The organism is Paractinoplanes ovalisporus, from assembly GCF_016834655.1.
GTDB lineage: Bacteria > Actinomycetota > Actinomycetes > Mycobacteriales > Micromonosporaceae > Actinoplanes > Actinoplanes ovalisporus.
The window spans coordinates 60,709-81,015 of sequence record NZ_JAENHP010000009.1 but is presented as its reverse complement, the minus strand read 5'-3'; the positions used below and the strand labels follow the sequence as shown (position 1 = coordinate 81,015).

Below are 20,307 nucleotides of genomic sequence, written 5' to 3'. Positions count from 1 at the left end.
GCGGTGACCGAGCCGACGATCGTCGCGCTCCGGTGGTTCGCCAGACGCGCCTCAGCACCTTTCGCAGCTCAGACGGGTCTGCCGCACGCACGCCGGCTACGACAAAATCGCTAGCCGAACGCGACCGTAGCCTCGGAAACCTCTCGAGCCCGGGCCACCTCGGCCGACTCCTTCTCGATCTGTTTTCGCTTGGCGGCCGGAAGCGCGCCGAACGTCGTGACGGTCAGGTCCACCCGCTTCTTGCCGGTCATCTTGGCCCGCCAGACACCGGCGATCTCGCCGTCGATCAGCAGGGCGCCGGGATTGCCCAGAATGCGCCAGACCTCCTTCTGACGGTCGCGGTCGGGCACAAGGATGTCGCGGTCGCGGGATTGCAGAAGCTGGTCCATCGGCGGGACGAAACGGACGCCCGACGGCGGCGACGCCGACTTGAGATCGTCTAGCGAGGCGGTCGGGAGCCAGGCCTTGCGGCCCTCCACTGTGACCTGGGTGAGGCGGTCTTCGGGCCAGACCGACTTCATCTCGGCGGTCGAACTGCCCAGGTATTTACCCATTTCCAGCGGACCGGCGGGGCCCAGGAAACGCAGATAGGTCAGGATCAGTTCGTCGATGCCCTCGTTCCCGGTGGGCAGCGGAGGCGCGTCGGGCAGCGGGCCGAGCATGGCGTCGCGGCCGCGGGACTGGACCTCGACGCCGCCGGCCAGGCCGGAATGCTGCCAGACGTTGCCGGCGATGTGCCGCGCCTGGCAGCTGCGACAGTCGTACGTCAGGGATTTCGGCACCCGCTTGCTGACCTCGGTGCTCACCTCGCCACGCGGCATCGGCTCGCGCACCACCTCGCGGAACGCCTCGGCGGTGACCCGGAACGCCTCGATGCCGAGTTTCATGCCGTCGGGGATCTGGCCGCTCTTGATGCGGGCCGAAGCGTCGGCCTCGCTGATCGGCCACAGCTGCTTGACCAGGGCGGGCAGGTCGGCGCGGCGATGCAGGTGGGGTGCGCCGCGGGCCGCCCAGACCATGACCAGACGGTCGTCGGCGAGCTCGGCGTCGGTGCGGGCGGCGAGCGCGACCTGGACCGAGCCGGGCGTGTATTCCTGCACGCCGAGGTCGAGCGCGGGCAGGTCGGCGGGACGGGCTGAGCTGCGCTCGGCCAGGCCCAGCGCGGCAACCCGGTAGGCCATGACTTGGGCACGGTCGACGTCGACCACGGCACCCCCTGAGGTTCTTAGGTGCGACGACCGTACCGCCGGGCTGCGACATTTTTCAGCCGATCACGGCGGCTGTCGGACTGGCCCTCGACCAGCTCCCAGGTGTCCAACCGGCTCGACCCGTGCGGCCCTTCCTGCAGGATCGGCGGCTCGCCGGTGAGACGGTAGCCGCAGCGCCGGGCCACGGCGGTGCTGCCGGTGTTGCTCGGGTCGATGCGCAGCAGGAGCCGGCTCAGGTGAAGGCTGCTCTGGGCGTACGCCGAAAGAAGTGACAATGCGCCCGACGCGAGCCCGCGCCGGCGCTCGTGCGCGTCGACCAGATAGCCCAGCTCGGCCTCCTTGAGGCCGAGGTCGACGCCGAAGAGCGTGACCTCGCCCAGGGGCCGCACGCCGTCGGTCGTGATCGCGAGCTGGATGCGCTGGCCGCTCACGCGGTTCTGATAGCAGCGCTTGAGGTACGCGATGCCGGCCTCGACGTCGAACGGCGACGGCATCGGCGACCAGCGGGCGATCTCGGGTTCGTCGAGCATCCGCACCAGGTCATCGAGGTCTTCGGACCGCCATTCGCGCAGGGTGATGTCGTCCCCCGTCAGTGTGAGCGGATAGGGCAGACGGCTGGCGGCCATGATTGAATCCTGCCCGTAAGGACCGGTTGCGGCCAGTAGCGCTGGATATGAAGCCGATGAGTGATTGGTCATGCCGCGAACGTCGGATAGGTGCTATCGCCCGCGACGCGTTCGAGGGATGATGTGCGGATCTTGAACTGGGCTCCGGTGACCAATGTGGAGGGTTGCCGGGTGGGATGATCGGTGGAGACGTAACGTTAACGGCGTGGAGGAACAGACCACGACGACCCGGCGGGGCGAGACGTACGCCGGACGATCTCGCGAGCAGCGGGCCAGTGAGCGGCGCGTGCGGATCGTGGCGTCGGCCGTGCACCTGTTCGGGACCCGTGACTACGACGACGTCACGGTGGCCGACATCTGCACCGACGCCCGGGTGTCTAAAAGGTACTTTTACGAGCATTTTGACGATCGCGCCGACCTGCTGCTGAGGGTGAACCGCGAGCAGAACGAGTGGCTGCTGCGGGGCGTGGCGGCGGCCGTTCCCGAGCGGCCGAAAACCCTGGAAGAGCTCTTCCGGCCCGCGCTGCACACGCTGGTCCACCTGCTGAAGAAGAACCCCGAGAGCGCACGCGTGATCTATGTGAACGCGCCCCGGATGGAGACCCGGCGTCGCGGGGTGCTTCGCGAGGACGCTCAGTTCGTGGCCGGCATGCTGCGTCGCGCGGGCGGCACCCCGCAAGATCCGGTCGCCTACCACCGTACGTTGCTCGCGCTGGTGGCCGGCCTCAGCGAAGTGATCATCGATTGGATCTCGCACGACATGGCCGGCGACCCCGATCAGCTGGCCGACCATCTGACCGGCATCGCCCTGGCCCTCACCGGCCGCGCCATGTCCTCCTGACCCCGTCACCTTCCCGGCTACGCGGCGTCCGATCAGTCGCGGCAGCTCACAAACCCGTTTCCCGTACGGGGTGAGGTGTTCACAGACGCCGGGCGGTGATCTCGACTCCGGCCGCTCGTAGCCGGTTGACCAGGGCGTCGCCCAGCGCTGTGGCCGGGGTCAGCACGCCGCCCGGTGCGGGAGGCAGGTCGTCGCGGTTGTGGACCAGGGCCAGGGCCGACTCGCCGAGCATCACGGCCGTCGCCGCGTATCCGGGGTCACCCTTGGCCCGGAAGCGAGCCGTGTAGCGGGCGCCGGTGGTCGTGGTCGTGTAGAAGTCCATGGTGAAGTGGCCGCCACGCTGGGAATCCTCGCTGGGACCACTGCCCGGCTTGGGCAGCAGCCGGTCGAGCACGAACCGGGCCGGCGGCAGCAGCATCCCCGCCACCAGCGCGCCGAAGCCCAGCTTGACGCCGTTGGCCACCAGCGGGGAGAGCGGCGAGGCGCCGACGCTCATCAGCTCGCGGTAACGGAACCGGCGGCCGTACGACCAGTCGTTCAGGGCGTTGCTGCGGCGGACGACCCGCGTGTTGTAGGAGGCCATGAAGAACGGCGCGAGGGTGCCGCGCAGCTTCGGGTGCACGTCGGAGCCCCGTACGGTCGCCACGTCGCCCTGCCGGCCCAGATCGGGCTCGGCGGCACGGTCGGGGCTCAGCGAGTACGGGCTGGCGGCGACCCGGCGCAACTGGCGATCGGCCTTGACCGCGTCGAGCTGCTGGCGCATCGAATCGATCGTGCCGCCGCTGACGCCGCCCTTCATGCTGGTCACGACCATCGTGGTGTCGGTGAGCCGGCCGGCGCCGTCGGCCGCGACCTGCTGCGCCAGCACGTGCACACCGAGGTCGGACGGGATCGAGTCGAAGCCGCACGAGTGCACGACCCGGGCGCCCGTACGCGTGGCCGTCTCGTGGTTGGTGTCGATGCTGTGGCGGGCGAAGAGCACCTCACCGGTCAGGTCGACGTAGTCGGTGCCGGCCTCGGCACAGGCCTGGGCCAGCGCCTTGCCGTATTTGAGGTAGGGCCCGACGGTGGTGACCACGACGCGGGTGGAGGCGGCCAGCCGGGCGAGCGCCTCGGGGTCGGCGGCGTCGGCCACGACGATCGGCCAGTCGACGCCCAGCTTGTCGCGGACGGCGGCCAGCCGCGGCTCGGAGCGGCCACCCAGGGCCAGACGGGTGCCGGCCGGGGCGTGTTCGGCGAGGTAGCGGGCGGTCACCACGCCGACGAACCCGGAGGCACCGTAGACGACAATATCGTGATCCCGGATGGCGTCGGTCATGGTTCTGGATTCTGCATCAGCGCTCCAGAAAGCGCTCGGCGGGTTTAGTCTCAAGCCGTTTGTTCCTCTACCGATCCGGCCGGTGCCGGGCCCGCCGAGGCCCAGGTCCGGCCCGTCCGCGCACCGCGGACACCGCGGGCGGAACGCCGAGTCCTGCCGCCGCCCGACGGGACACGAACTCACGGCATGGAGCGGGGGACCCACGTTCCTCGGCGCGTCCGCGCGCCTCGGGGTGAAGCCGCCACACACGTGCGGCCGGGCACCTCAGCCCGAACCCGACAGCTGACCTCGTAGGCGTGGAGGGTTCACTGTCATGGCACGAGTCTGCAATTCCGCTCGCGTCGCGCTGGTTCTCGCCGCGGCGGGGATCACCGGCGCCACCGCCCTGGTCGGACCGCTCGCCGAGGCACCGGCGGCCGCCGCCCCGTCGCCGACCACCGACGTCAACTGGGACGCCATCGCCCAGTGCGAATCGGGCGGCAACTGGAGCATCAACACGGGTAACGGCTATTACGGCGGTCTCCAGTTCAGCCGCAGCACCTGGCGGGCGTACGGCGGATCACGGTTCGCGGCCACCGCCGACCAAGCGAGCCGCACCGAACAGATCGCCATCGCCGAGCGCGTACGCGACGGTCAGGGTCTGGGCGCCTGGCCGACCTGCGGCCGCCGCGCCTCTTCCACCAAGCAGTACGCGGCGGCCAGAATCGCCGCTGCCCAAGCCCGCGCCGCCGCCCAGGATGCTGCCGCGGACGCCGTCGCAGCGCCACCGGCCGCCGCTGCCGTGGCCGTCGCCCCGACCGCCCCAGTCAGGACGGCACGGCGTGTCTACGTCGTCCGCTCCGGAGACACCCTCGCGCTGATCGCGGCCCGCCTGAAGTACCCGGGCGGCTGGCGTGCGCTGCACCGGCTCAACCGGGCGGCGGTGCCCCATGCGAGCCGGATCTACCCCGGGCAGCCGCTCCAGCTGTGACGGCGGCGGCTACCGGAGCGCCGCGACGTCGTAGTGGATCCGGGAGGCCGGGGTTCGCGAACTCTCCAACCGGCGCGCGGTCGCGGCGACCATGCCGGCCGGGCCACAGAGATAGATGTCGTGGTCGGGCCAGGGCCCGTGGGCGGCCACCAGATCGCCCACGTCGCCCACCGACCGGGTCACCGTCAGCCACGGATGCCGGCGGGTGAGCCGGTCGAGGGCGTCCCGGTCATAGAAGCCGGCCTCGTCCCGCTCACCCCGGAAGAGGTGGATCCAGCGGGTCCGGTTGAAGCGGGAGAGCTCGTCGATCAGCGCCTTCGCGGCGGCCAGACCCGTCCCGGCGGTCACGAAGACCACATCCCGGCGGGAGTACGGGTCGAGGGTCAGCGAGCCTCGGGGCGGGCCGAGCCGGAGCGTGTCGCCGGGTTTCAGCCGTTCGACCAGGGCCGCCGAGACCCCGTCGGGCTTGGCCGCCCGCACGTGGAACTCGAGCACCCGATCGGGCCGGGGTGCGTTGGCCATCGAATATTCGGCCGAGCGCCACGGCAGGTAGGGGCACTCGACGGTCACGTGTTGCCCGGCCCGGAACGGCAGGGGCCGCTGGGTGCGGCAGGTGAACACAGCGATGTCGGGGCGGCGCCGGTCGTGGCGCAGAACCTCGGCTGACCAGAAGTCGGTCGACATCGTTCGCCCTTCGATGTCGGTCGTAGTGAACGCCGGTCTTGACAGTTGCCCAGCCAGCGTCGGCGAAGCGATCGGGCGACGACGGACAGCCGGTGCGAGCGGGCCGGTCAATCGCGCAATGCGGCCAGATCAATGCTCGGATCGGCCAGCCGTCGCGGATCGATGACGGCGCGCGACCGGACCAGCGATTCGATCTGGTCGGCGACGTCCCAGATGTTGACGTTCATGCCCGCGGCGACCCGGCCGTCGACGAGCCAGAAGGCGATGAACTCACGGTTGGTGAGATCACCGCGGACGACCACCTCGGCGTCGGGCGGCGCTGAGCCGGTGTATTCCATGCCGAGGTCGTACTGGTCGGTGAAGAAATAGGGGAGGCGGTCGTACGCCACCTCCTGCCCGAGCATCGCGCGGGCGGCCGCCTGACCGGTGTGGATGGCGACGTCCCAGTGCTCGACACGCACCCGGCGGCCGAGGCAAGCGTGATCCACATTGGCGATGTCGCCCGCCGCGAAGATGTCGGGGTCGCTGGTCGCGAGGCTCCCCGAGACCAGCACGCCGTCGTCGGTCGCGAGGCCGGCGTCGGCGGCGAGCGCGACGTTCGGGGTCACGCCGATGCCGGCGATCACCACGTCGGCCGGCAGGCGGGTGCCGTCGGCGAGCACCACCTCGGTCGGGGTGACCTCGGTGACGTGGGTGCCGAGGCGGAGGCCGGTTCCGTTCGCCCGGTGCAGGTCGGCGAAGAACTGACCCATCCGGTCGCCGAGAACCTTCTGCAGGGGCAAGGCGGTGGAGCCGACCACGGTCACCTCGGCGCCCCGGCTGCTCGCGGCGGCGGCGACCTCGAGACCGATCCAGCCCGCCCCCACGACCACGACCTTCGACGAGGCCGTCACGGCGGCCGAGATGCGGCGGGAGTCTTCGAGCGTACGAAGGAGAAGTGCTCTTTCGCCGCCGGGAACCGGGACGGGGCGCGGGCTCGAACCGGTCGAGAGCAACAGGCGCTCGTACGCGACCTCGTCGTCACCGGCAAGCCGGACCACTTTGGCATCTCGGTCGATCGCGGTCGCCGTGGCGCCGAGCCGCAGGTCGACGTTGTGCTCCGCGTACCACTCCATGGTGTGCACGAAGACGCTGTCGGGCTTGTCGGTGCCGAGCAGCAGGCCCTTGGAGAGCGGCGGACGCTCGTACGGGCGCTCGGTCTCGGCCCCGATCAGCGTGATCGGGCCGTCGAAGCCCTCGCCGCGCAGGGTCTCCACTGCCTTGGCGCCGGCCAGGCCGCCGCCTACCACAACGTAGGTCATAGCCTCATCCTCGCGGGTCGATGTGAATCTTGGGAGCCGATCCGCGCCGCCCTCCGGCGAGCACATCGGCCGCCTCGTCCAGCCCGACGGTCTCGGCAACCAGCGGTCGCGGATCAACGGCGCCCGAGGCGTACGTCTCGATGGTCTCACCGAGTCCGCCCGACGCGCTCAGAATGCCCACGACGGTGAGGTCTTTGAGGACGGCCTGACGAGTGTCCACGAGGGACGGCTCGCCCGCGATGCCGATGCCGACGACGCGGCCGCCGGGCTCGACGCGGTCGACGGCGAAGGCGGGAAGCGAGGCCGCGTTGGTGGCGTCGATGATCGAGTCGAACGGGACGGCGGGCAGGTCGTCGCGGGTCCAGGCGTCGGCGAAGCCCAGCTCACGGGCGAACGCGAGCGATTCGGTGGTCGCGCCAAGCAGGTGGACGTCGGCGCCCCGGGCGCGGGCGAACATGGCGGCCAGCAGACCGATGGTGCCCGGGCCCATGATCAGCACCGTGCGCCCCGGGGCAAGGTCGGCCGCCTGGACCGCGCGGAGAGCGTTGCCGCCGGGCTCGACCAGGGCGCCGAGCGTGGAGTCGACCGAGTCGGGCAGCGCGAAGAGGGCCTTCGCGGGCACGGGCAGGCTCTCGGCGAGCGCGCCCGGCCAGCCGTGGCGGATGCCGATCTCGTAGCGGTCGGCGCACAGGTGCTGCCGGCCGTTGGTGCAGCGCGCGCAGTGGCCGCAGCCGAGCATCGTGTCGCCGGTGACGCGCCGGCCGAGCCACGACGGGTCGACGCCGGCACCGACGGCCGACACGACGCCGCACCATTCGTGGCCGATGCGCACCGGGTACGTGGCGTCGCCGCTGGCCAGGTAGGCCATGTCGCCGCTGAGGAACTCCATGTCGGTGCCGCAGACGCCGGCCCGTTCCACGTCGACGACCACCTCACCGGCACCGGCGACGGGCGGGTCGACCTCGACGACCTCGGACCGCCCCGGTCCGGTGATCACGAATGCGCGCATGCCGACAGTCTGCCGCTTCCCGCGATCGGGCGGCCGTGATGCCGCTGACAATGCCGTCGCCGCTCCTCTGGCGGTGCCCCCGGGGCGACCCCTCGGCGGCGGCCTTCAGCCGGCGGCCGCCTCGTGGCGGCGCCGGGCCATTCCGCCCACGGTCAGTTCGCGGATCATGCGGGCCATGTCGTGCGGGCTGTGCGGGAAGTTGTTGCGGACCCACCAGCCGAGGATCCCGACCAGAGCGCTGGCGTGGTATTCGGCGGCGACGTCGACCGGGAGCCCGAGGTCGTCGTGGGTGCAGAGGTGGTCGCGCATGACCTCGAAGATCATCTGGTGCAGATGGCTCGTGCCGACCGCGCGGTAGATCTGCGGATGCCGGTGGGCGTGCTCGAAGATCACGCTGATCGGCTTGAACGGGTCGCCGGGCCGGCCGTCGGTGCCGAGCAGGCCCATCTCGCGCTTCAGGTCGTCGCGCAGGTCTTCGAAACACGACGCGAACAGGGCTTCCTTGTCGCGGTAGTGCGCATAGAAGGTCGAGCGGCCGATGTCGGCGCGGTCGAGCACGTCCCGTACGGTCACCCGGTCGTAGCCGCGCTCGACCACCAGCTCGACCAGCGCCTCCCGGAGCGCCGCCCTGGTGCGCCGGACCCTGCGGTCCTCCACCGTCGCCATCCCGGCCCCTCCGCATCTGCTCTGTTGTCGCACTCGTTCCCACCCGTCCATCCGGCCCGCTCTTGGGGCGGGCGCGACTTTCGGTCTACGAGGGCGGTGCGTTTCCGGCCACTTCCCGGCATGTGTTCGGTACCGGACTGATGGCCGTTTCCGCGCGTTGACCCCTCCCACCGTAACCGAACACGATGTTCGGAAGCGAACTTAATGTCCGGGAGTGGATCATGCACATGTTCACGCACGCCGAGCAGTACGACCGTCACGCCCAACGCGCGGGCCGCAAGCTCTACGACCGCGTGGTGGCCGACGCCCACGCCGCGGGCCTGCCGACCGACACGAGAGTCCTCGACGTCGGAACCGGCCCCGGCCGCATCCCACGAGCGCTGACCGCCGTCGAGCCCGCCTGGACCATCGACGGCCTCGACCTGTCACCCCAGATGATCGAGTACGCCCGCCGGCAGTCCCCCGAAGCCGACCGGGTCACCTTCACGGTCGGCGACGTGGCCGCCCTCCCCTACCCCGACGACACCTTCGACCTGGTCGTCTCGTCCCTGAGCCAGCACCACTGGTCGAACGTGGACGGCGGCATCCGCGACCTGGCCCGGGTGCTCCGCCCCGGCGGCCGCCTGTGGATCTACGACGTGCGCTGGAGCCTGTTCCGAGCCACCCGAGTGGCTGAACGCTGTCTCACCGACGTACGCCGGGAGCCGGTTCGCCTGACCCGTTGGCCCATCCCCCTCATCGCCCGCCTCCACGCTCGAGCCACCTGACCCGCAGCCAGGGTCACTTGGAGTCGAGGTGCCCCAGGGGGTGGCTGCCCGTGAGGACGGTATGGGCGGTGACCCAGTCGGCGGAGTCGATGCCGGTGACGTGTCGCAGGAAGGCGAGAGTGACCTGCTGGACGAGGGCGACACGGTCGGGGTTCTCGTCGGTGGTCTCCGCGACTTGGTAACCGGAGACGCCGCCGAGGAAGTGTTCGCCGCCGCGGACGATCAGAAGGCTCTTGTCGCCGCGGCTGAAGGTGTAGGGGTCGGTCGTCCAGGCTGGGCCTCGGGTGCTGAGCGGAAGGTCGTCCTCGTCTCCGGCGACGACGAGGCCAGGCGCCGTGATCTGGGAGAAGTCCTGATCGCGGAGCCAAGGAAGGTTGTCGTGGGCGAAGGGAGTCAGCTCGCCGCCGCCCTTGCCTGCGGTGGCCAACTGGATGCTGGCCATGATCCGGGCATCAGACAGGTCCTCGGCGGCACCGCTCTGCGGATCGGTGACGCGCAGGCCGACCAGGATTCCGGCGGTCTGCCCGCCGAACGAATGCCCGGCCGCTACGACGCGGCTGCGATCCATACGGCCGGTCAGGCCCGGCACGGCCGCCTCCAGGGTGGTGAGCCCATCGAGGATGCGCCGCAGGTCCTGGACGCGGTAGCGCCACATCTGGGGACGGCGAGGGTCGTCAGCGGGGAGATCGAACCGATGGGAATCCAGATGGGTGGTCTGGATCACGATGAAGCCGCCGCCCGCCCAGTGGTCGACCAGCGGGGCGTAGCCGTCCAGATTCGAACCGAAACCGTGAGCGAAAAGCACCACAGGCAGGCCGGAGCCCGCCGTGGGAGCGGTGACACGAACGTGCAGGTCCGCACCGCGATACGGCGCGTTCAGCGCAAGAGATCTGACGGACACGGTCGGATTGAGGGCGGGACCGGAAAGGCCGGTTGCGGGATACGTGGTCACGTGTGTCTGCCTTCAAGGAGTTGACGGGCCGCGGGGAGACGGCCCCTGACGGACGTGAGAGTTACCGTAAAAGTTGACGTTGACGTCAAAGGCAAGGGCGCGTGACGCGCAGCACTGACCGGAGAGAGGCAGGAATGCGGATCGGTGAGCTCGCGCATCGCACGGGTGTCACCACCCGGGCCCTGCGCTACTACGAGGAACAGAACCTGCTCACCGCCGAGCGCAGCAGCAGCGGTCAGCGCCACTACGCGGAAGATGCGGTCGAACGGATTCGCCTCATCCGCCAGCTCTACGCCGCCGGGCTGAACAGCAAGACCGTCGCCGAGCTGACGCCCGACGTGGTTGACGGCCGGGCCACCCCCCAACTTCTTCAGCGCCTGGATGCGGAGCGTGACGATCTCGACCAACGGATCACGGACCTGATCCGCACCCGGGACAGGCTCGACTCCGTCATCAGGGGCGCTTCAGCGAACATGCACACCGGCGCCCGCTGTCCCCGGATCGCCGACGCATGAATGCTGCGGCCACCGCAAGACCCTCGGTCAGTGGGCGGGCTCGGGCTGGGCGGCTTGGGCGCGGCGGGCGGTGGACCAGCGGGGTTCGGACAGGACGGCCAGCACGGCTACTGCGGTCAGGGCGGCGCCGGCCAGAGCGGGCGCCCGCGGGCCGGAACTGGTGAGCAGGGCGCTGCCCAGGAGGGCGCCGCCGGTGATGCCGACGTTGAAGGCCGTGGACGTGCCGGCGGAGGCCATGTCGGTGCTCGCGGGGGCCACCTCGAGGACGCGGGCGCCGAGCACCGAAGCCATGCCGGACAGGGCGAAACCGGCCACGGCGGTGGTCACCACGGCGGTGATCCGGTCGGTGCCGAAGGCGAACTGGGCGGCCAGCGCCACGGCCTGGATGACGGTGACGACCAGGAGGCTCGGCCAGCCCCAACGGCCCACGACCAGGCCCGCGACGACGACGCCGAGCAGGCCGGCGACGCCGCGCAGCAGCAGGATCGGGCCCAGGGCCGAGGGGTCGAAACCGCTGACCCGGGTGAGGAACGGGTCGATGTAGGTGAAAGCGGCGAACGCCCCGGAAACCGTGATCGCGATGGCGACCACGAGCGCGCGGTAGCGGCCCGCGTCGGGGGCCGTGCCGCGGTCGGCGTCGCTCTCGCCGCGCGGTGTCTCGGGCAGCAGCGTCAGCACCACCACCAGGACGGCCACGCCCAGCGCGCCCAGGGCCAGGAACGGCATGCGCCAGTTGGACTGCTGGCCCAGCCACGTGCCCAGGGGGACGCCGACCAGCGGCGCGGTGGAGCTTCCGGCGTACACCATGGAGAGTGCGCGGCCCCGCAGATGTTGCGGGAACAGGCCGGCCGCGGCGGGAGTGATCACGGCCCAGAAGACGGACTGGCTCACGGCGATCGCGACCCGGGCCGCCAGCAGCGACGGATAGTTCGCGGCCAGGGCGGACAGGGCGGTCGAGACCACGAAGACCGCCAGCAGCACGGCCAGCAGACGGCGGCGTGGCCACGACGCGGTCAGCCTGGTCAGCGGCAGCGTGACAGCCACGACGACGAGCCCGTACGCCGTGACGAGCAGACCGATCGAGGACTCGCTGACGCCGAGGTCGCCGGCCATGGCGGCGAGCAGGCCGATCGGCAGGGTCTCGACCGTGACGTAGAGAAAGGCGCCGAGCGACAGCGCCGCCAGGGCGACCCATGCACGCGTGCGGCTCATTTCCATGGGTTCGACGCTATCGAGCGGGTCCGACAGAAATCCGCCGGTACGGAGAGTCCGTTCGTATGATCAGACGGCACCGCCTGCGCCTTTACGATGCGCGACGTGTCGAAACGGATCGCTCGCGCCACGCTGTCGGTCGCCCTCGTCGCGGGATCGACCGCGCTCGTTCTGAGCCCGGCCGGCGCCGCCCACGCGATCGACCTGGTGAAGCCCCTGCCGATCGCCTCGTTCGGCGACATCGCGGTCGACCCTGCCAACGAGCGGATCTTCATCACCGACCCGGTCGGCGGCAAGCTCGTCACCACCGACTTCACGGGCACGGTGAAGCGGACCGAGGACAAGATGCCGAGCATCAGCGGGCTGGTCATCGCCAAGGACGGCGACGTCTACGCCGCGGTGCCGGATCAGAAGTCGATCGTCGTCTTCAACGAGACGGGCACGCGCCTCGACACCTATCAGGCCACCACCGCGGTCAAGCCGACCACTCTGGCCGAGGCCGCCGGCAGCATCTGGTTCGGCGAGGCCGACGGCGGGCTCGGCCGGCTGGTCAAGGGCGAGGAGCCCGACCTGATCCCCGACATCGTGGCCACTCCGTTCGGTTCGGCTCCGGTGCTGGCCTCGGCCGGCAACCTGATCGCGGCCACCGACCCGTCGGCCACTCCCGGAACCGTGACGGTCGTGAACGCCGCGGGCGAGACGCCGGCCCCGATCGTCTCGGCCGGGGTGCACACCGGTCAGGTCAAGGATCTCGTGTTCAACGCGGACGGCTCGCGGCTGCTCGTGGCCGGCACTCAGAACCTGGCCCGCGCCGTCAAGCCGCAGGATCTGGCGGCCCTCCAGAGTTACACCGCGGCGGCCGACAACAACGCCATCGCCGTACGGGGGGATGGAACTGTCGCCGTGGGAACCGGCAACGCCGTGTCGGTCTTCGCCGCCGGATCGGCCGGCGCGAGCAGGAAGTTCACGCTCAAGAGCGCCGGCAGCCTGCAGCCCGGCGGTCTGGCGTGGCAACCCGGTGGCCCCCGCGTCTTCGGCGTCTCGGGCGGCAACGGCAGTTTCGACCTGCAGATCTTCGGCGACCCGGCCACCCTGACCACGAAGCTGGCCGTGACCGTCCCGGCCAAGCTCGATCTCGGGAAGACCGCGGCGATCTCGGCCGTGTTCACCGATCCGATCCCCGCCGGGCTGCCGGTCAAGATCACCCGCAAGGACGCCGCCGGCAGCCGCCAGGTCTCGCCGAGCACCGTGCCCGCGAACGGCACAATCTCCATCTCGGACAAACCGACCCGCACCGGCACGGTGACCTACACCGTCGCCTTCGCGGGCAACGACGACTACGTTCCGGTGACGGTCACCAAGTCGTTCACGGTCGGCACGACCAGGGCCACAACGCTCACGCTCGACCGGAACGGCAGCGTCCATTCGTACGGGGCCACGGTCACCCTCACCGCGAAGCTCGGAGCCACCTATTCGAACCGGAGCGTGGAGATCTGGGCCGACCCGTTCGGCTCCGACCAGGTCGACCGGCTCGTCCGCAAGGCGGCCGTGAACAGCAAGGGCGTGATGACCGCGTCGTTCAAGGTCACCCGCAACACGACGTTCTCGGCGGTCTTCCGCGGCGACCTGTTCACCACCACGCGCACGGTCAAGTCGACGGTCTCGACGAAGGCCAGCGTCTCGACCACGATCTCGAAGCACTACAAGGTCGCCAAGATCGGGTCGGTGAGCTACCACCACGTACGCAAGACGGTGCGCCCCGAGTTCACGACGCGGATCCCGTCCTACCCCGGCCGTACGGCGTACCTGACGCTCGAGGTCTTCAACGGCAAGGTGTGGAAGCTGTGGCAGGCCGGCTACTACCCGCTCTATCAGGGCCGGCTGGTCAACGCGCTGAACGGCACCCACACGGTCGGCGTGAAATACCGGATCCGGGCCGCCTACCAGTACGGCAAGTCGGGCGACACGCTGAACGCCACGAACTGGGGCACCTACCAGTACTTCACCTTCACGAACTAGCGCCCGTGCGGGCCGCCATCGACTCGACGGCGGTCATCAGGAGCTCGATCCCGAACGCGTAATAGCCTTCCGGGTCGGGCTCCTCGGCGTAGGTGGCGCCGAACCGCACCGTCATCGGGAACTGGTCGGCCGGCAGGCACTCGAACTCGATGCGCCGCTGCCGGCGCCACTCGTTGACCTCCCACTTGTCGTTCGGCGGGGGCGTTTCGAGCTGCCCGTGGACCAGGCCGATCACGCCGTGCAGCAGGTAGGTGCCGACCCAGTAGGCCTGCTGCGGGGTGAAGCCGGCCCCGGTGAGCAGGGTGAGCGCGTCTTCGGTGGCGCGGGTGAAGCTGGTCGCGCGGGCCTTGTCGGACTGGTGGAGCAGGTCGGGCAGGATCGGGTGCCGCCGCATGGCGCCGACCAGCGACTCGACCATGGCCTTGAGCTGTTTCGGCCACGGATCGCCGGTGTCGCGGTCGGCCCGCACGTCGGCCAGCGCGTGATCGACGACGCCCAGGAACAGCTCGTCCTTGTTCTTGAAATGCCAGTAGAGCGCCATCGGAGTGACGCCCAGCTCCTGCGCGAGCCGCCGGATCGTCACCGCTTCGAGGCCCTGCTCGTCGCCGAGGCGCAACGCCGTCTCGGCGACCGTCGCTTTGCTCAGTCTTTCCCCTGCCACTTGACAACCATACAACGTACAGGTCTCATGTACGAAGTACATGTACGGCGTACAGTGACGCCGTACAAGGACACTGTATAGGAGCCGACGGTGGGGACTCAGACCGTTCAAACCCGCAGATGGTGGGCGCTGGTAGCGGTGGCGCTCGGCACCTTCATGACCTACCTCGACAACAACGTGGTCAACGTGGCCCTCCCCTCGATCCAGCGCGATCTGCAGCTGAGCATCGAGGGCCTGGAGTGGATCGCGAGCTCATACATCCTGGTCTTCGCGGGCCTGTTACTGGCCGGTGGCCGCATCGCCGACGTCATCGGCATGCGTGGCGTGTTCTTCGGCGGGCTCGCGGTCTTCACCGTGGCCTCGGTGATCGCCGGCCTCGCCCAGAACCAGGAGATGCTGATCGGCGCCCGGGCCCTGCAGGGCGTGGGTGCGGCGCTGCTCACGCCGGCCTCGCTGGCGTTGCTGACACAGCTGTTCCCCGACGCGCGCGAACGCGCCACGGCGATCGGCATCTGGGGCGGTGTCGGCGCGCTCGCGCTGGCCATCGGCCCGCTGACCGGCGGCTGGCTCAGCGAACACGTCTCCTGGGGCTGGATCTTCCTGATCAACGTTCCGATCGGTGTGGCGACCGCGGCGATCGGCGCGACCAGCATCCCGGCCGGCATCCGCGGCCGCACGAAGGGGCTCGACCTGCCCGGCCTGGTCGCCTCGTCCCTCGCCCTGTTCGCGCTGACCTACGCCCTGATCGAGGGCGAGTCCCGCGGGTGGACAAGCGGCAGCATCCTGGCCGGTTTCGCCGTCGCCGCGGCCGGCGCGATCGCGTTCGTGGTCATCGAGTCGCGCTCGGCCAACCCGATGATGGACCTCAGCTTCTTCCGCATGCGGGTCTTCAGCGGTGGCCTGCTCGCGATGGGCCTGTGGGCGTTCGGCGTGTTCGGCATCTACTTCTACACGGCGATCTACATGCAGAACGTCCTCGGTTTCTCGCCCACCGCGGCGGGGGCCGCGTTCGTGCCGATGGCGCTGGTCATGGCCGTGATGGCAACGGTGGCGCCCCGGCTCGAGGCCCGCTTCGGCGCCGGGCGCACGGTGGCGGCGGCGCTCGCGCTCATGGCCGTCTCGATCGCGGGCATTTCCTCGTACGGGGAGGGCACGACCTACCTCGATCTGCTGCCCTGGTTCCTGGTCTACGGCGTGGGTGGCGGCATGCTCGTGCCGCTGAACAACGTGGTGGTCGGTGCGCTGCCCGCCGGACGGGCTGGGATCGCGTCGGGCATGCTCAACGTCTCGCGTGAGGTGTTCGGGCTGCTCGGCATCACGATCCTCGGCGCCATCCTGACCAACCGCTCGAACGCGGCCGCCGGCACCGAGCTGCACCGCTACCTCGAGGGCTACCAGTTCTCGCTGGTCGTGGCGGCGGTCCTGGTCGGCGTCGGCGTGCCGGTGAGCCTCTGGGCGTTGCGCTCGGTGCACCCGGCCGAGCCCGCCCCGACCCCCGACGAGGAGCCCGCGCTGGAACCGGCCTGAGCAAAAGGAAGTCGACTCGAACCGGCCTGAGCGAAGGGAGTCGACTCGAACCGGCCTGAGCGAAGGGAGTCGACTCGAACCGGCTCGAGCGACGAGGAAGCCTGCTGGAGCCGGCCAGAGCGAGAGGGAGTCGGCGCTTCCGGCTCAGGCGACGAGGGCGGCCGAGCGCAGGGCCAGCCGGCGGAGCACATCTAAATAGCGGTAGCGCTGGAAGCCGCACGGTTCCAGCAGGTGCATGTCGACGAGGTGCTCCAGAAGGCGTCCGGCCTCGAGGTCGGGCAGGCCGAGCCGGGGCGCCACGTCGGCCACCACCACCTCGGGGCGGCCGGTGAGGGCACCGAGCACGAAGGCCTCGGCGGCCAGGGGTTCGGCGGCGCGCACCTCGTCGAGGCGGCGTTCGTGCGGACGGTAGGCCCGGCGGCAGTCGTCGTGAGCCACCACGGGGTGATCGAGTTCGCTGCGGAGGTGGTCGGCGGTCTCGGTGAGCGTCCAGTTCGGACGGGCGTTCAGGCGCTCGGCGCCCATCCGGATGGCGAGCGGGATGTGGGAACACATCTCGGCGAGCCGGCGGGCCGCCTCGGGTTCGGCCCCGATGCGGGCGGCGCCGACGGACCGGGAGAGCAGTTCGACGGACTCCTCGGGGGTGAACAAGGGGGCGGTGGCCCATTCGTCGACGGCCACCGAGGGCACCCGCCGGCTGCCGGTCATGATCGCGGCTGCGCCGGGGGTGACGGGCAGGAGCATCGCCAGTTCGTCGGAGGGTGGTGCGTGATCGAGAACGACGAGGATGCGGCGGCCGTTCGCCACGCTCCGCCACAGCGCCGAGCGCTCGGGCACGGCAGCCGGGATGTCGGGGCCCGCGATGCCGAACGCGCGCAGGAAGCCGGAGAGCACCTGGCCGACCTCGGTGTCGCGCAGGTCGGCATAGAGCTGGCCCTCGGGGAAGGCGTGCCGGATGCGGTGCGCCAGACGGATTGCGAGGGCGCTGGTTCCGGCCCCGGCGATCCCCACGATCCCGACGACCGGCGCGGCCACCGCCCCGAGGCCATCGGCATCACCGGCGGCGAGGTGGCTGACGCCGGCCTGACCCGCGCCGGGGTGTGCGGTGGGGCGAGCGGCGTGACCCGCGGCGGAATGTGCAGTGGGGTGAGCGGCGTCGCGGGTGAGAACGGCGGCCAGCCGGTCGAGCAGATGGTCGCGGCCGACGAAGTCGCGGATGGCGGCAGGCAGTTGCGCCGGCACGACGAGTCGCGCGGGTGGCATCGCAGTCGGTGCGGCTTGGACGACGGGAACGGCGTCCGTGGTGGCGAACGGCGCGCCATGGAGCGGCCGCGCAACGGACGAATCGGGGGCGAGCGGCGCGCCGTGGGGAGGCCGCACGGCATGCGCGAGCGAAGAAGCGGGCGCGGTGGCCGGCGGCGATGAGGGTGGGTTGAGCAGGCCCTGGTAGGTCCGCTGCAACTCGGGCCCGGGGTCCAGACCGAGCTCGTCGGCGAGCCGGGCGCGGATCTCGTGGTACTGCGTCACGGCCAGGGCCTGACGGCCGGAACCGGAGAGGGCGGTCATCAGCAGACCGCGCAGGCCCTCGTCCAGGGGGTGGGCGGCGACCAGGGCGGTCAGCTCGGCGACGGCCGCGCCGTGGTGGCCGGCGGCCAGGCCGAGGGCGATCCTCTCGCGTACGGCGGCCTGCCGTTCGCTCTGGAGACGCACGCGCTGGGCCTCGGCCCACCCACCGGCCACATCGGCCAGCGGCTCTCCCTGCCAGAGGGATTCCGCGCGGGCCAGGGCGGCCGCGTCACCACCGGAGAGGGCGTCGGCCACCGCCCGCGTGTAGACCGCCGCGTCGAGTGCGTCGGGGGCCAGCGCCAGCGCGTAACCGCCGGTGACGGTGCGGATCGTCTCGTCGCCGAGGATCTTGCGCAGACGGAAGACGTACGTGCGGAGGGTGAGCACCGCCGTCCGTGGTGGGTCGTCGCCCCAGACCGACGCGATCAGCGTGTCGGCGCCGGCCGGGCGGCCCTCGTGCAGCAGGAGCACAGCCAGAACCGCGCGCTGCTGCGGCGACCCGAGCTCCAGCTCCTCGGTTCCTCGCCACGCGCGCACCGGTCCCAGCACCGAATACCGCACCACCCCGTTCATCCGCACCATCAAACCCGGCTTCCACCTGCGCGACTATGTTTTGTCAACTCTCCGTCGATCGGCATGCGGCCTGATGAAGCTCAGCCCGGCACCCCGGGAACGAATCAGAAGGGTCAAAAACGGTGAATCTCGCCGGCCTGCGTACGGAAGTCATCGGTCCCGTCCTCACCCCGGACGACGATGCGTACGCCCAGGAACTGTCCACTTTCAACCTGACCGTCCGCCACACACCGCTCGTCGTGGTCGGCGCCACCGGCCCGTCCGACGTGCAGGCCGCCGTCCGGTTCGCTGCCGCGCACGGCCTGCCGGTCGCTGTGCTCGCCGCGGGGCACGGCAGCACCACCCCGTCGGCCGGCTCGGTGCTGATCACCACCCGCCGCATGACCGGGCTGAACATCGACGAGAGCGGCCGCACGGCCCGGGTCGAGGCCGGTGTGCGCTGGGCCGAACTCATCGAGCAGGCCGGCAAGCTGGGCCTGGGCGCGCTGAACGGCTCCTCCCCCACGGTCTCCGTGATCGGTTACACGCTCGGTGGCGGCCTCGGGCCGTTCGGCCGCAAATACGGGTACGCCGCTGACCACGTACGGTCGATGGACGTCGTCACCGCCGACGGAGAGCTACGAACCGTCACCGCGCAGAGCGACCCCGACCTGTTCTGGGCCCTGCTCGGCACCAAGGGCAACTTCGGCGTGGTCGTCGCGATGGAGTTCGGCCTCTTCCCGATCGCCTCGTTCTACGGCGGCGGGCTGTTCCTGCCGGGCGAGCTCGCGGGCGACGTGTTCCACCTGTTCCGCGAGTGGGTGGCCGACGTGCCGGACGAGATGTCGGCCTCGGTGTGCCTGCTCAACCTGCCCCCGGCGCCGTTCGTGCCCGAGCCGCTGCGTGGTCGCCTGGTCGCGCACATCCGGTTCGCGTTCCTCGGCGACGTCGCCGAGGGTGAACGGCTGGTCGCCCCGTTCCGTGCTCTCGGTGAGCCGGTCATCGACGCGGTGACCGAGCTTCCGTACGCCGCGGTGGCCGCCGTCCACTCCGACCCGGTCGACCCGATGCCGGTCGTCGAGCAGGCGACGCTGCTGCGGGAGCTGCCGGCCGAGGCGGTCGACACCATCCTGCGGTTCGCCGGCCCGGGTTCGGACGCTCCCCTGGTCATGGCCGAGGTGCGGCACCTCGGCGGCGCGCTGGCCCGCCCGCCCGCGACCCCGAACGCGGTCGAGATCCGCCACGACGCCCGGTTCAGCTTCTTCGTGGCCGCGGTCGGCCCGCCCACCGACGACCTGACGAACTATCAGCGGGCCTTCGTCGGCGCGCTCGACCCGTGGACCACCGGCCGCCGCTACCTGAACTTCATGTTCGCCGGCGACACCGCACCCGCGACGGTGGCGCTGGCCTACACCGACGAGTCGTTCCGCCGTCTGCGTGAGGTCAAGCGACGTCACGACCCGTCGAACGTGTTCCGGATCAACCACAACATCGAACCGGCCGCATAGTCTCGGGGAGTGACGAGAACACCCCGGTTGGAGATCGAATATTGCACGCAGTGCCGCTGGCTGCTGCGGGCCGCGTGGACGGCGCAGGAGCTGCTCACCACGTTCCAGAAGGAGCTGGGCGAGGTGGCTCTGGCGCCGGGCACGGGCGGGGTGTTCGAGATCAGGCTCGACGGCGAGCTGCTCTGGTCCCGCAAGGAGCAGGGCGGCTTTCCCGAGCTGCCTGAGTTGAAGCGGCTGGTGCGTGACCGCGTCGCGCCCGGCCGCTCCCTCGGCCACACCGACCGGGCCGGCTCAGCGACCACTGAGGACAACTAGGCCGCGCCGGCTCAGCGCCAAAAGGCCCGGCTCAGCGCCAAACGTTCGGTTCAGCGCCAAAAGGCCCGGCTCAGCGCCAAACGTTCGGTT

19 protein-coding genes and 1 riboswitch are annotated in these 20,307 nt (G+C 70.6%); of the genes, 8 read left to right on the top strand and 11 right to left on the bottom strand.

The features are described 5' to 3' along the window. Window positions 1-110 precede the first annotated feature (110 nt). A complete protein-coding gene (locus tag JIG36_RS26230) occupies window positions 111-1,181 on the bottom strand; it encodes a winged helix DNA-binding domain-containing protein (RefSeq protein WP_203379289.1) in 1,071 nt (356 codons plus the stop codon). A 44-nt stretch (window positions 1,182-1,225) separates the two neighbouring features. Then, on the bottom strand, window positions 1,226-1,834 hold the full coding sequence (locus tag JIG36_RS26225; protein ID WP_203379071.1) for a GNAT family N-acetyltransferase: 609 nt from the start codon (window positions 1,832-1,834) through the stop codon (window positions 1,226-1,228). Between the two features lie 205 nt (window positions 1,835-2,039). Between JIG36_RS26225 and JIG36_RS26220 the strand changes: the two genes are divergently transcribed. Beyond that, window positions 2,040-2,675, top strand: a complete 636-nt coding sequence (locus tag JIG36_RS26220) for a TetR/AcrR family transcriptional regulator (protein WP_307872920.1) — start codon at window positions 2,040-2,042, stop codon at window positions 2,673-2,675. Between the two features lie 79 nt (window positions 2,676-2,754). On the opposite strand, the gene JIG36_RS26215 is transcribed toward JIG36_RS26220, so the two are convergent. Further along, on the bottom strand, window positions 2,755-3,993 hold the full coding sequence (locus JIG36_RS26215; RefSeq protein WP_203379069.1) for a saccharopine dehydrogenase family protein: 1,239 nt from the start codon (window positions 3,991-3,993) through the stop codon (window positions 2,755-2,757). A gap of 162 nt (window positions 3,994-4,155) precedes the next feature. Next, window positions 4,156-4,305, top strand: a riboswitch (cyclic di-AMP (ydaO/yuaA leader). Between the two features lies 1 nt (window position 4,306). Between JIG36_RS26215 and JIG36_RS26210 the strand changes: the two genes are divergently transcribed. Further along, window positions 4,307-4,963, top strand: a complete 657-nt coding sequence (locus JIG36_RS26210) for a LysM peptidoglycan-binding domain-containing protein (protein WP_203379068.1) — start codon at window positions 4,307-4,309, stop codon at window positions 4,961-4,963. A gap of 9 nt (window positions 4,964-4,972) precedes the next feature. Here the strand turns inward: JIG36_RS26210 and JIG36_RS26205 are convergent, their stop codons facing one another. The 4 genes from JIG36_RS26205 to JIG36_RS26190 form a co-directional block, all read right to left on the bottom strand. Continuing rightward, window positions 4,973-5,647, bottom strand: a complete 675-nt coding sequence (locus tag JIG36_RS26205; RefSeq protein WP_203379067.1) for an FAD-binding oxidoreductase — start codon at window positions 5,645-5,647, stop codon at window positions 4,973-4,975. A 107-nt stretch (window positions 5,648-5,754) separates the two neighbouring features. Continuing rightward, complete coding sequence (locus tag JIG36_RS26200; RefSeq protein WP_203379066.1) at window positions 5,755-6,948, bottom strand: NAD(P)/FAD-dependent oxidoreductase; 1,194 nt, start codon at window positions 6,946-6,948, stop codon at window positions 5,755-5,757. A gap of 4 nt (window positions 6,949-6,952) precedes the next feature. Further along, window positions 6,953-7,957, bottom strand: a complete 1,005-nt coding sequence (locus tag JIG36_RS26195; protein ID WP_203379065.1) for a zinc-dependent alcohol dehydrogenase — start codon at window positions 7,955-7,957, stop codon at window positions 6,953-6,955. A 105-nt stretch (window positions 7,958-8,062) separates the two neighbouring features. Beyond that, a complete protein-coding gene (locus JIG36_RS26190) occupies window positions 8,063-8,623 on the bottom strand; it encodes a TetR/AcrR family transcriptional regulator (protein ID WP_203379064.1) in 561 nt (186 codons plus the stop codon). Between the two features lie 221 nt (window positions 8,624-8,844). Between JIG36_RS26190 and JIG36_RS26185 the strand changes: the two genes are divergently transcribed. After that, window positions 8,845-9,390: a class I SAM-dependent methyltransferase gene (locus tag JIG36_RS26185; protein WP_203379063.1), complete on the top strand. Its 546-nt coding sequence runs from the start codon at window positions 8,845-8,847 to the stop codon at window positions 9,388-9,390. Window positions 9,391-9,403: 13 nt separating this feature from the next. Here JIG36_RS26185 and JIG36_RS26180 read toward each other — a convergent pair whose 3' ends face one another. Continuing rightward, complete coding sequence (locus tag JIG36_RS26180) at window positions 9,404-10,342, bottom strand: alpha/beta hydrolase family protein (RefSeq protein WP_203379062.1); 939 nt, start codon at window positions 10,340-10,342, stop codon at window positions 9,404-9,406. A gap of 134 nt (window positions 10,343-10,476) precedes the next feature. Here JIG36_RS26180 and JIG36_RS26175 point away from each other — a divergent pair, with 134 nt between their 5' ends. Beyond that, on the top strand, window positions 10,477-10,857 hold the full coding sequence (locus JIG36_RS26175; RefSeq protein ID WP_203379061.1) for a MerR family transcriptional regulator: 381 nt from the start codon (window positions 10,477-10,479) through the stop codon (window positions 10,855-10,857). Between the two features lie 27 nt (window positions 10,858-10,884). Here JIG36_RS26175 and JIG36_RS26170 read toward each other — a convergent pair whose 3' ends face one another. Continuing rightward, a complete protein-coding gene (locus tag JIG36_RS26170; RefSeq protein ID WP_236048278.1) occupies window positions 10,885-12,075 on the bottom strand; it encodes an MFS transporter in 1,191 nt (396 codons plus the stop codon). Between the two features lie 99 nt (window positions 12,076-12,174). Between JIG36_RS26170 and JIG36_RS26165 the strand changes: the two genes are divergently transcribed. Further along, window positions 12,175-14,088, top strand: coding sequence for an NHL repeat-containing protein (locus JIG36_RS26165; protein WP_203379060.1), 1,914 nt, complete (start codon window positions 12,175-12,177; stop codon window positions 14,086-14,088). Here JIG36_RS26165 and JIG36_RS26160 read toward each other — a convergent pair. Then, window positions 14,078-14,749: a TetR/AcrR family transcriptional regulator gene (locus JIG36_RS26160; RefSeq protein ID WP_307872919.1), complete on the bottom strand. Its 672-nt coding sequence runs from the start codon at window positions 14,747-14,749 to the stop codon at window positions 14,078-14,080. The genes JIG36_RS26165 and JIG36_RS26160 overlap by 11 nt on opposite strands. A 90-nt stretch (window positions 14,750-14,839) precedes the next feature. On the opposite strand from JIG36_RS26160, the gene JIG36_RS26155 reads away from it, so the two are divergent. Beyond that, window positions 14,840-16,276 (top strand): MFS transporter, encoded by a 1,437-nt coding sequence (locus JIG36_RS26155; protein ID WP_307872918.1) that lies wholly within the window; start codon window positions 14,840-14,842, stop codon window positions 16,274-16,276. A gap of 144 nt (window positions 16,277-16,420) precedes the next feature. Here JIG36_RS26155 and JIG36_RS26150 read toward each other — a convergent pair whose 3' ends face one another. Next, window positions 16,421-18,415 carry an AfsR/SARP family transcriptional regulator gene (locus tag JIG36_RS26150; protein ID WP_203379058.1) on the bottom strand — a complete coding sequence of 665 codons (1,995 nt, stop codon included), beginning with the start codon at window positions 18,413-18,415 and terminating at the stop codon, window positions 16,421-16,423. A gap of 122 nt (window positions 18,416-18,537) precedes the next feature. Between JIG36_RS26150 and JIG36_RS26145 the strand changes: the two genes are divergently transcribed. Together JIG36_RS26145 and JIG36_RS26140 are read left to right on the top strand one after the other, a co-directional pair. Continuing rightward, complete coding sequence (locus JIG36_RS26145; RefSeq protein ID WP_203379057.1) at window positions 18,538-19,902, top strand: FAD-binding oxidoreductase; 1,365 nt, start codon at window positions 18,538-18,540, stop codon at window positions 19,900-19,902. A 9-nt stretch (window positions 19,903-19,911) separates the two neighbouring features. Then, entirely contained in the window at window positions 19,912-20,217 is a 306-nt protein-coding gene (locus JIG36_RS26140; protein ID WP_203379056.1) for an Rdx family protein, read from the top strand. The last annotated feature ends 90 nt before the right edge of the window (window positions 20,218-20,307 follow it).

What these genes read in the sequence shown, in the direction of transcription:
- JIG36_RS26190 (WP_203379064.1), bottom strand. Translation starts at nt 8,623, where the DNA reads ATGGCGACGGTGGAGGACCGCAGGGTCCGGCGCACCAGGGCGGCGCTC.
- JIG36_RS26175 (WP_203379061.1), top strand. Translation starts at nt 10,477, where the DNA reads ATGCGGATCGGTGAGCTCGCGCATCGCACGGGTGTCACCACCCGGGCC.
- JIG36_RS26200 (WP_203379066.1), bottom strand. Translation starts at nt 6,948, where the DNA reads ATGACCTACGTTGTGGTAGGCGGCGGCCTGGCCGGCGCCAAGGCAGTG.
- JIG36_RS26230 (WP_203379289.1), bottom strand. Translation starts at nt 1,181, where the DNA reads ATGGCCTACCGGGTTGCCGCGCTGGGCCTGGCCGAGCGCAGCTCAGCC.
- JIG36_RS26225 (WP_203379071.1), bottom strand. Translation starts at nt 1,834, where the DNA reads ATGGCCGCCAGCCGTCTGCCCTATCCGCTCACACTGACGGGGGACGAC.
- JIG36_RS26205 (WP_203379067.1), bottom strand. Translation starts at nt 5,647, where the DNA reads ATGTCGACCGACTTCTGGTCAGCCGAGGTTCTGCGCCACGACCGGCGC.
- JIG36_RS26210 (WP_203379068.1), top strand. Translation starts at nt 4,307, where the DNA reads ATGGCACGAGTCTGCAATTCCGCTCGCGTCGCGCTGGTTCTCGCCGCG.
- JIG36_RS26185 (WP_203379063.1), top strand. Translation starts at nt 8,845, where the DNA reads ATGCACATGTTCACGCACGCCGAGCAGTACGACCGTCACGCCCAACGC.
- JIG36_RS26195 (WP_203379065.1), bottom strand. Translation starts at nt 7,957, where the DNA reads ATGCGCGCATTCGTGATCACCGGACCGGGGCGGTCCGAGGTCGTCGAG.
- JIG36_RS26150 (WP_203379058.1), bottom strand. Translation starts at nt 18,415, where the DNA reads ATGAACGGGGTGGTGCGGTATTCGGTGCTGGGACCGGTGCGCGCGTGG.
- JIG36_RS26170 (WP_236048278.1), bottom strand. Translation starts at nt 12,075, where the DNA reads ATGGAAATGAGCCGCACGCGTGCATGGGTCGCCCTGGCGGCGCTGTCG.
- JIG36_RS26215 (WP_203379069.1), bottom strand. Translation starts at nt 3,993, where the DNA reads ATGACCGACGCCATCCGGGATCACGATATTGTCGTCTACGGTGCCTCC.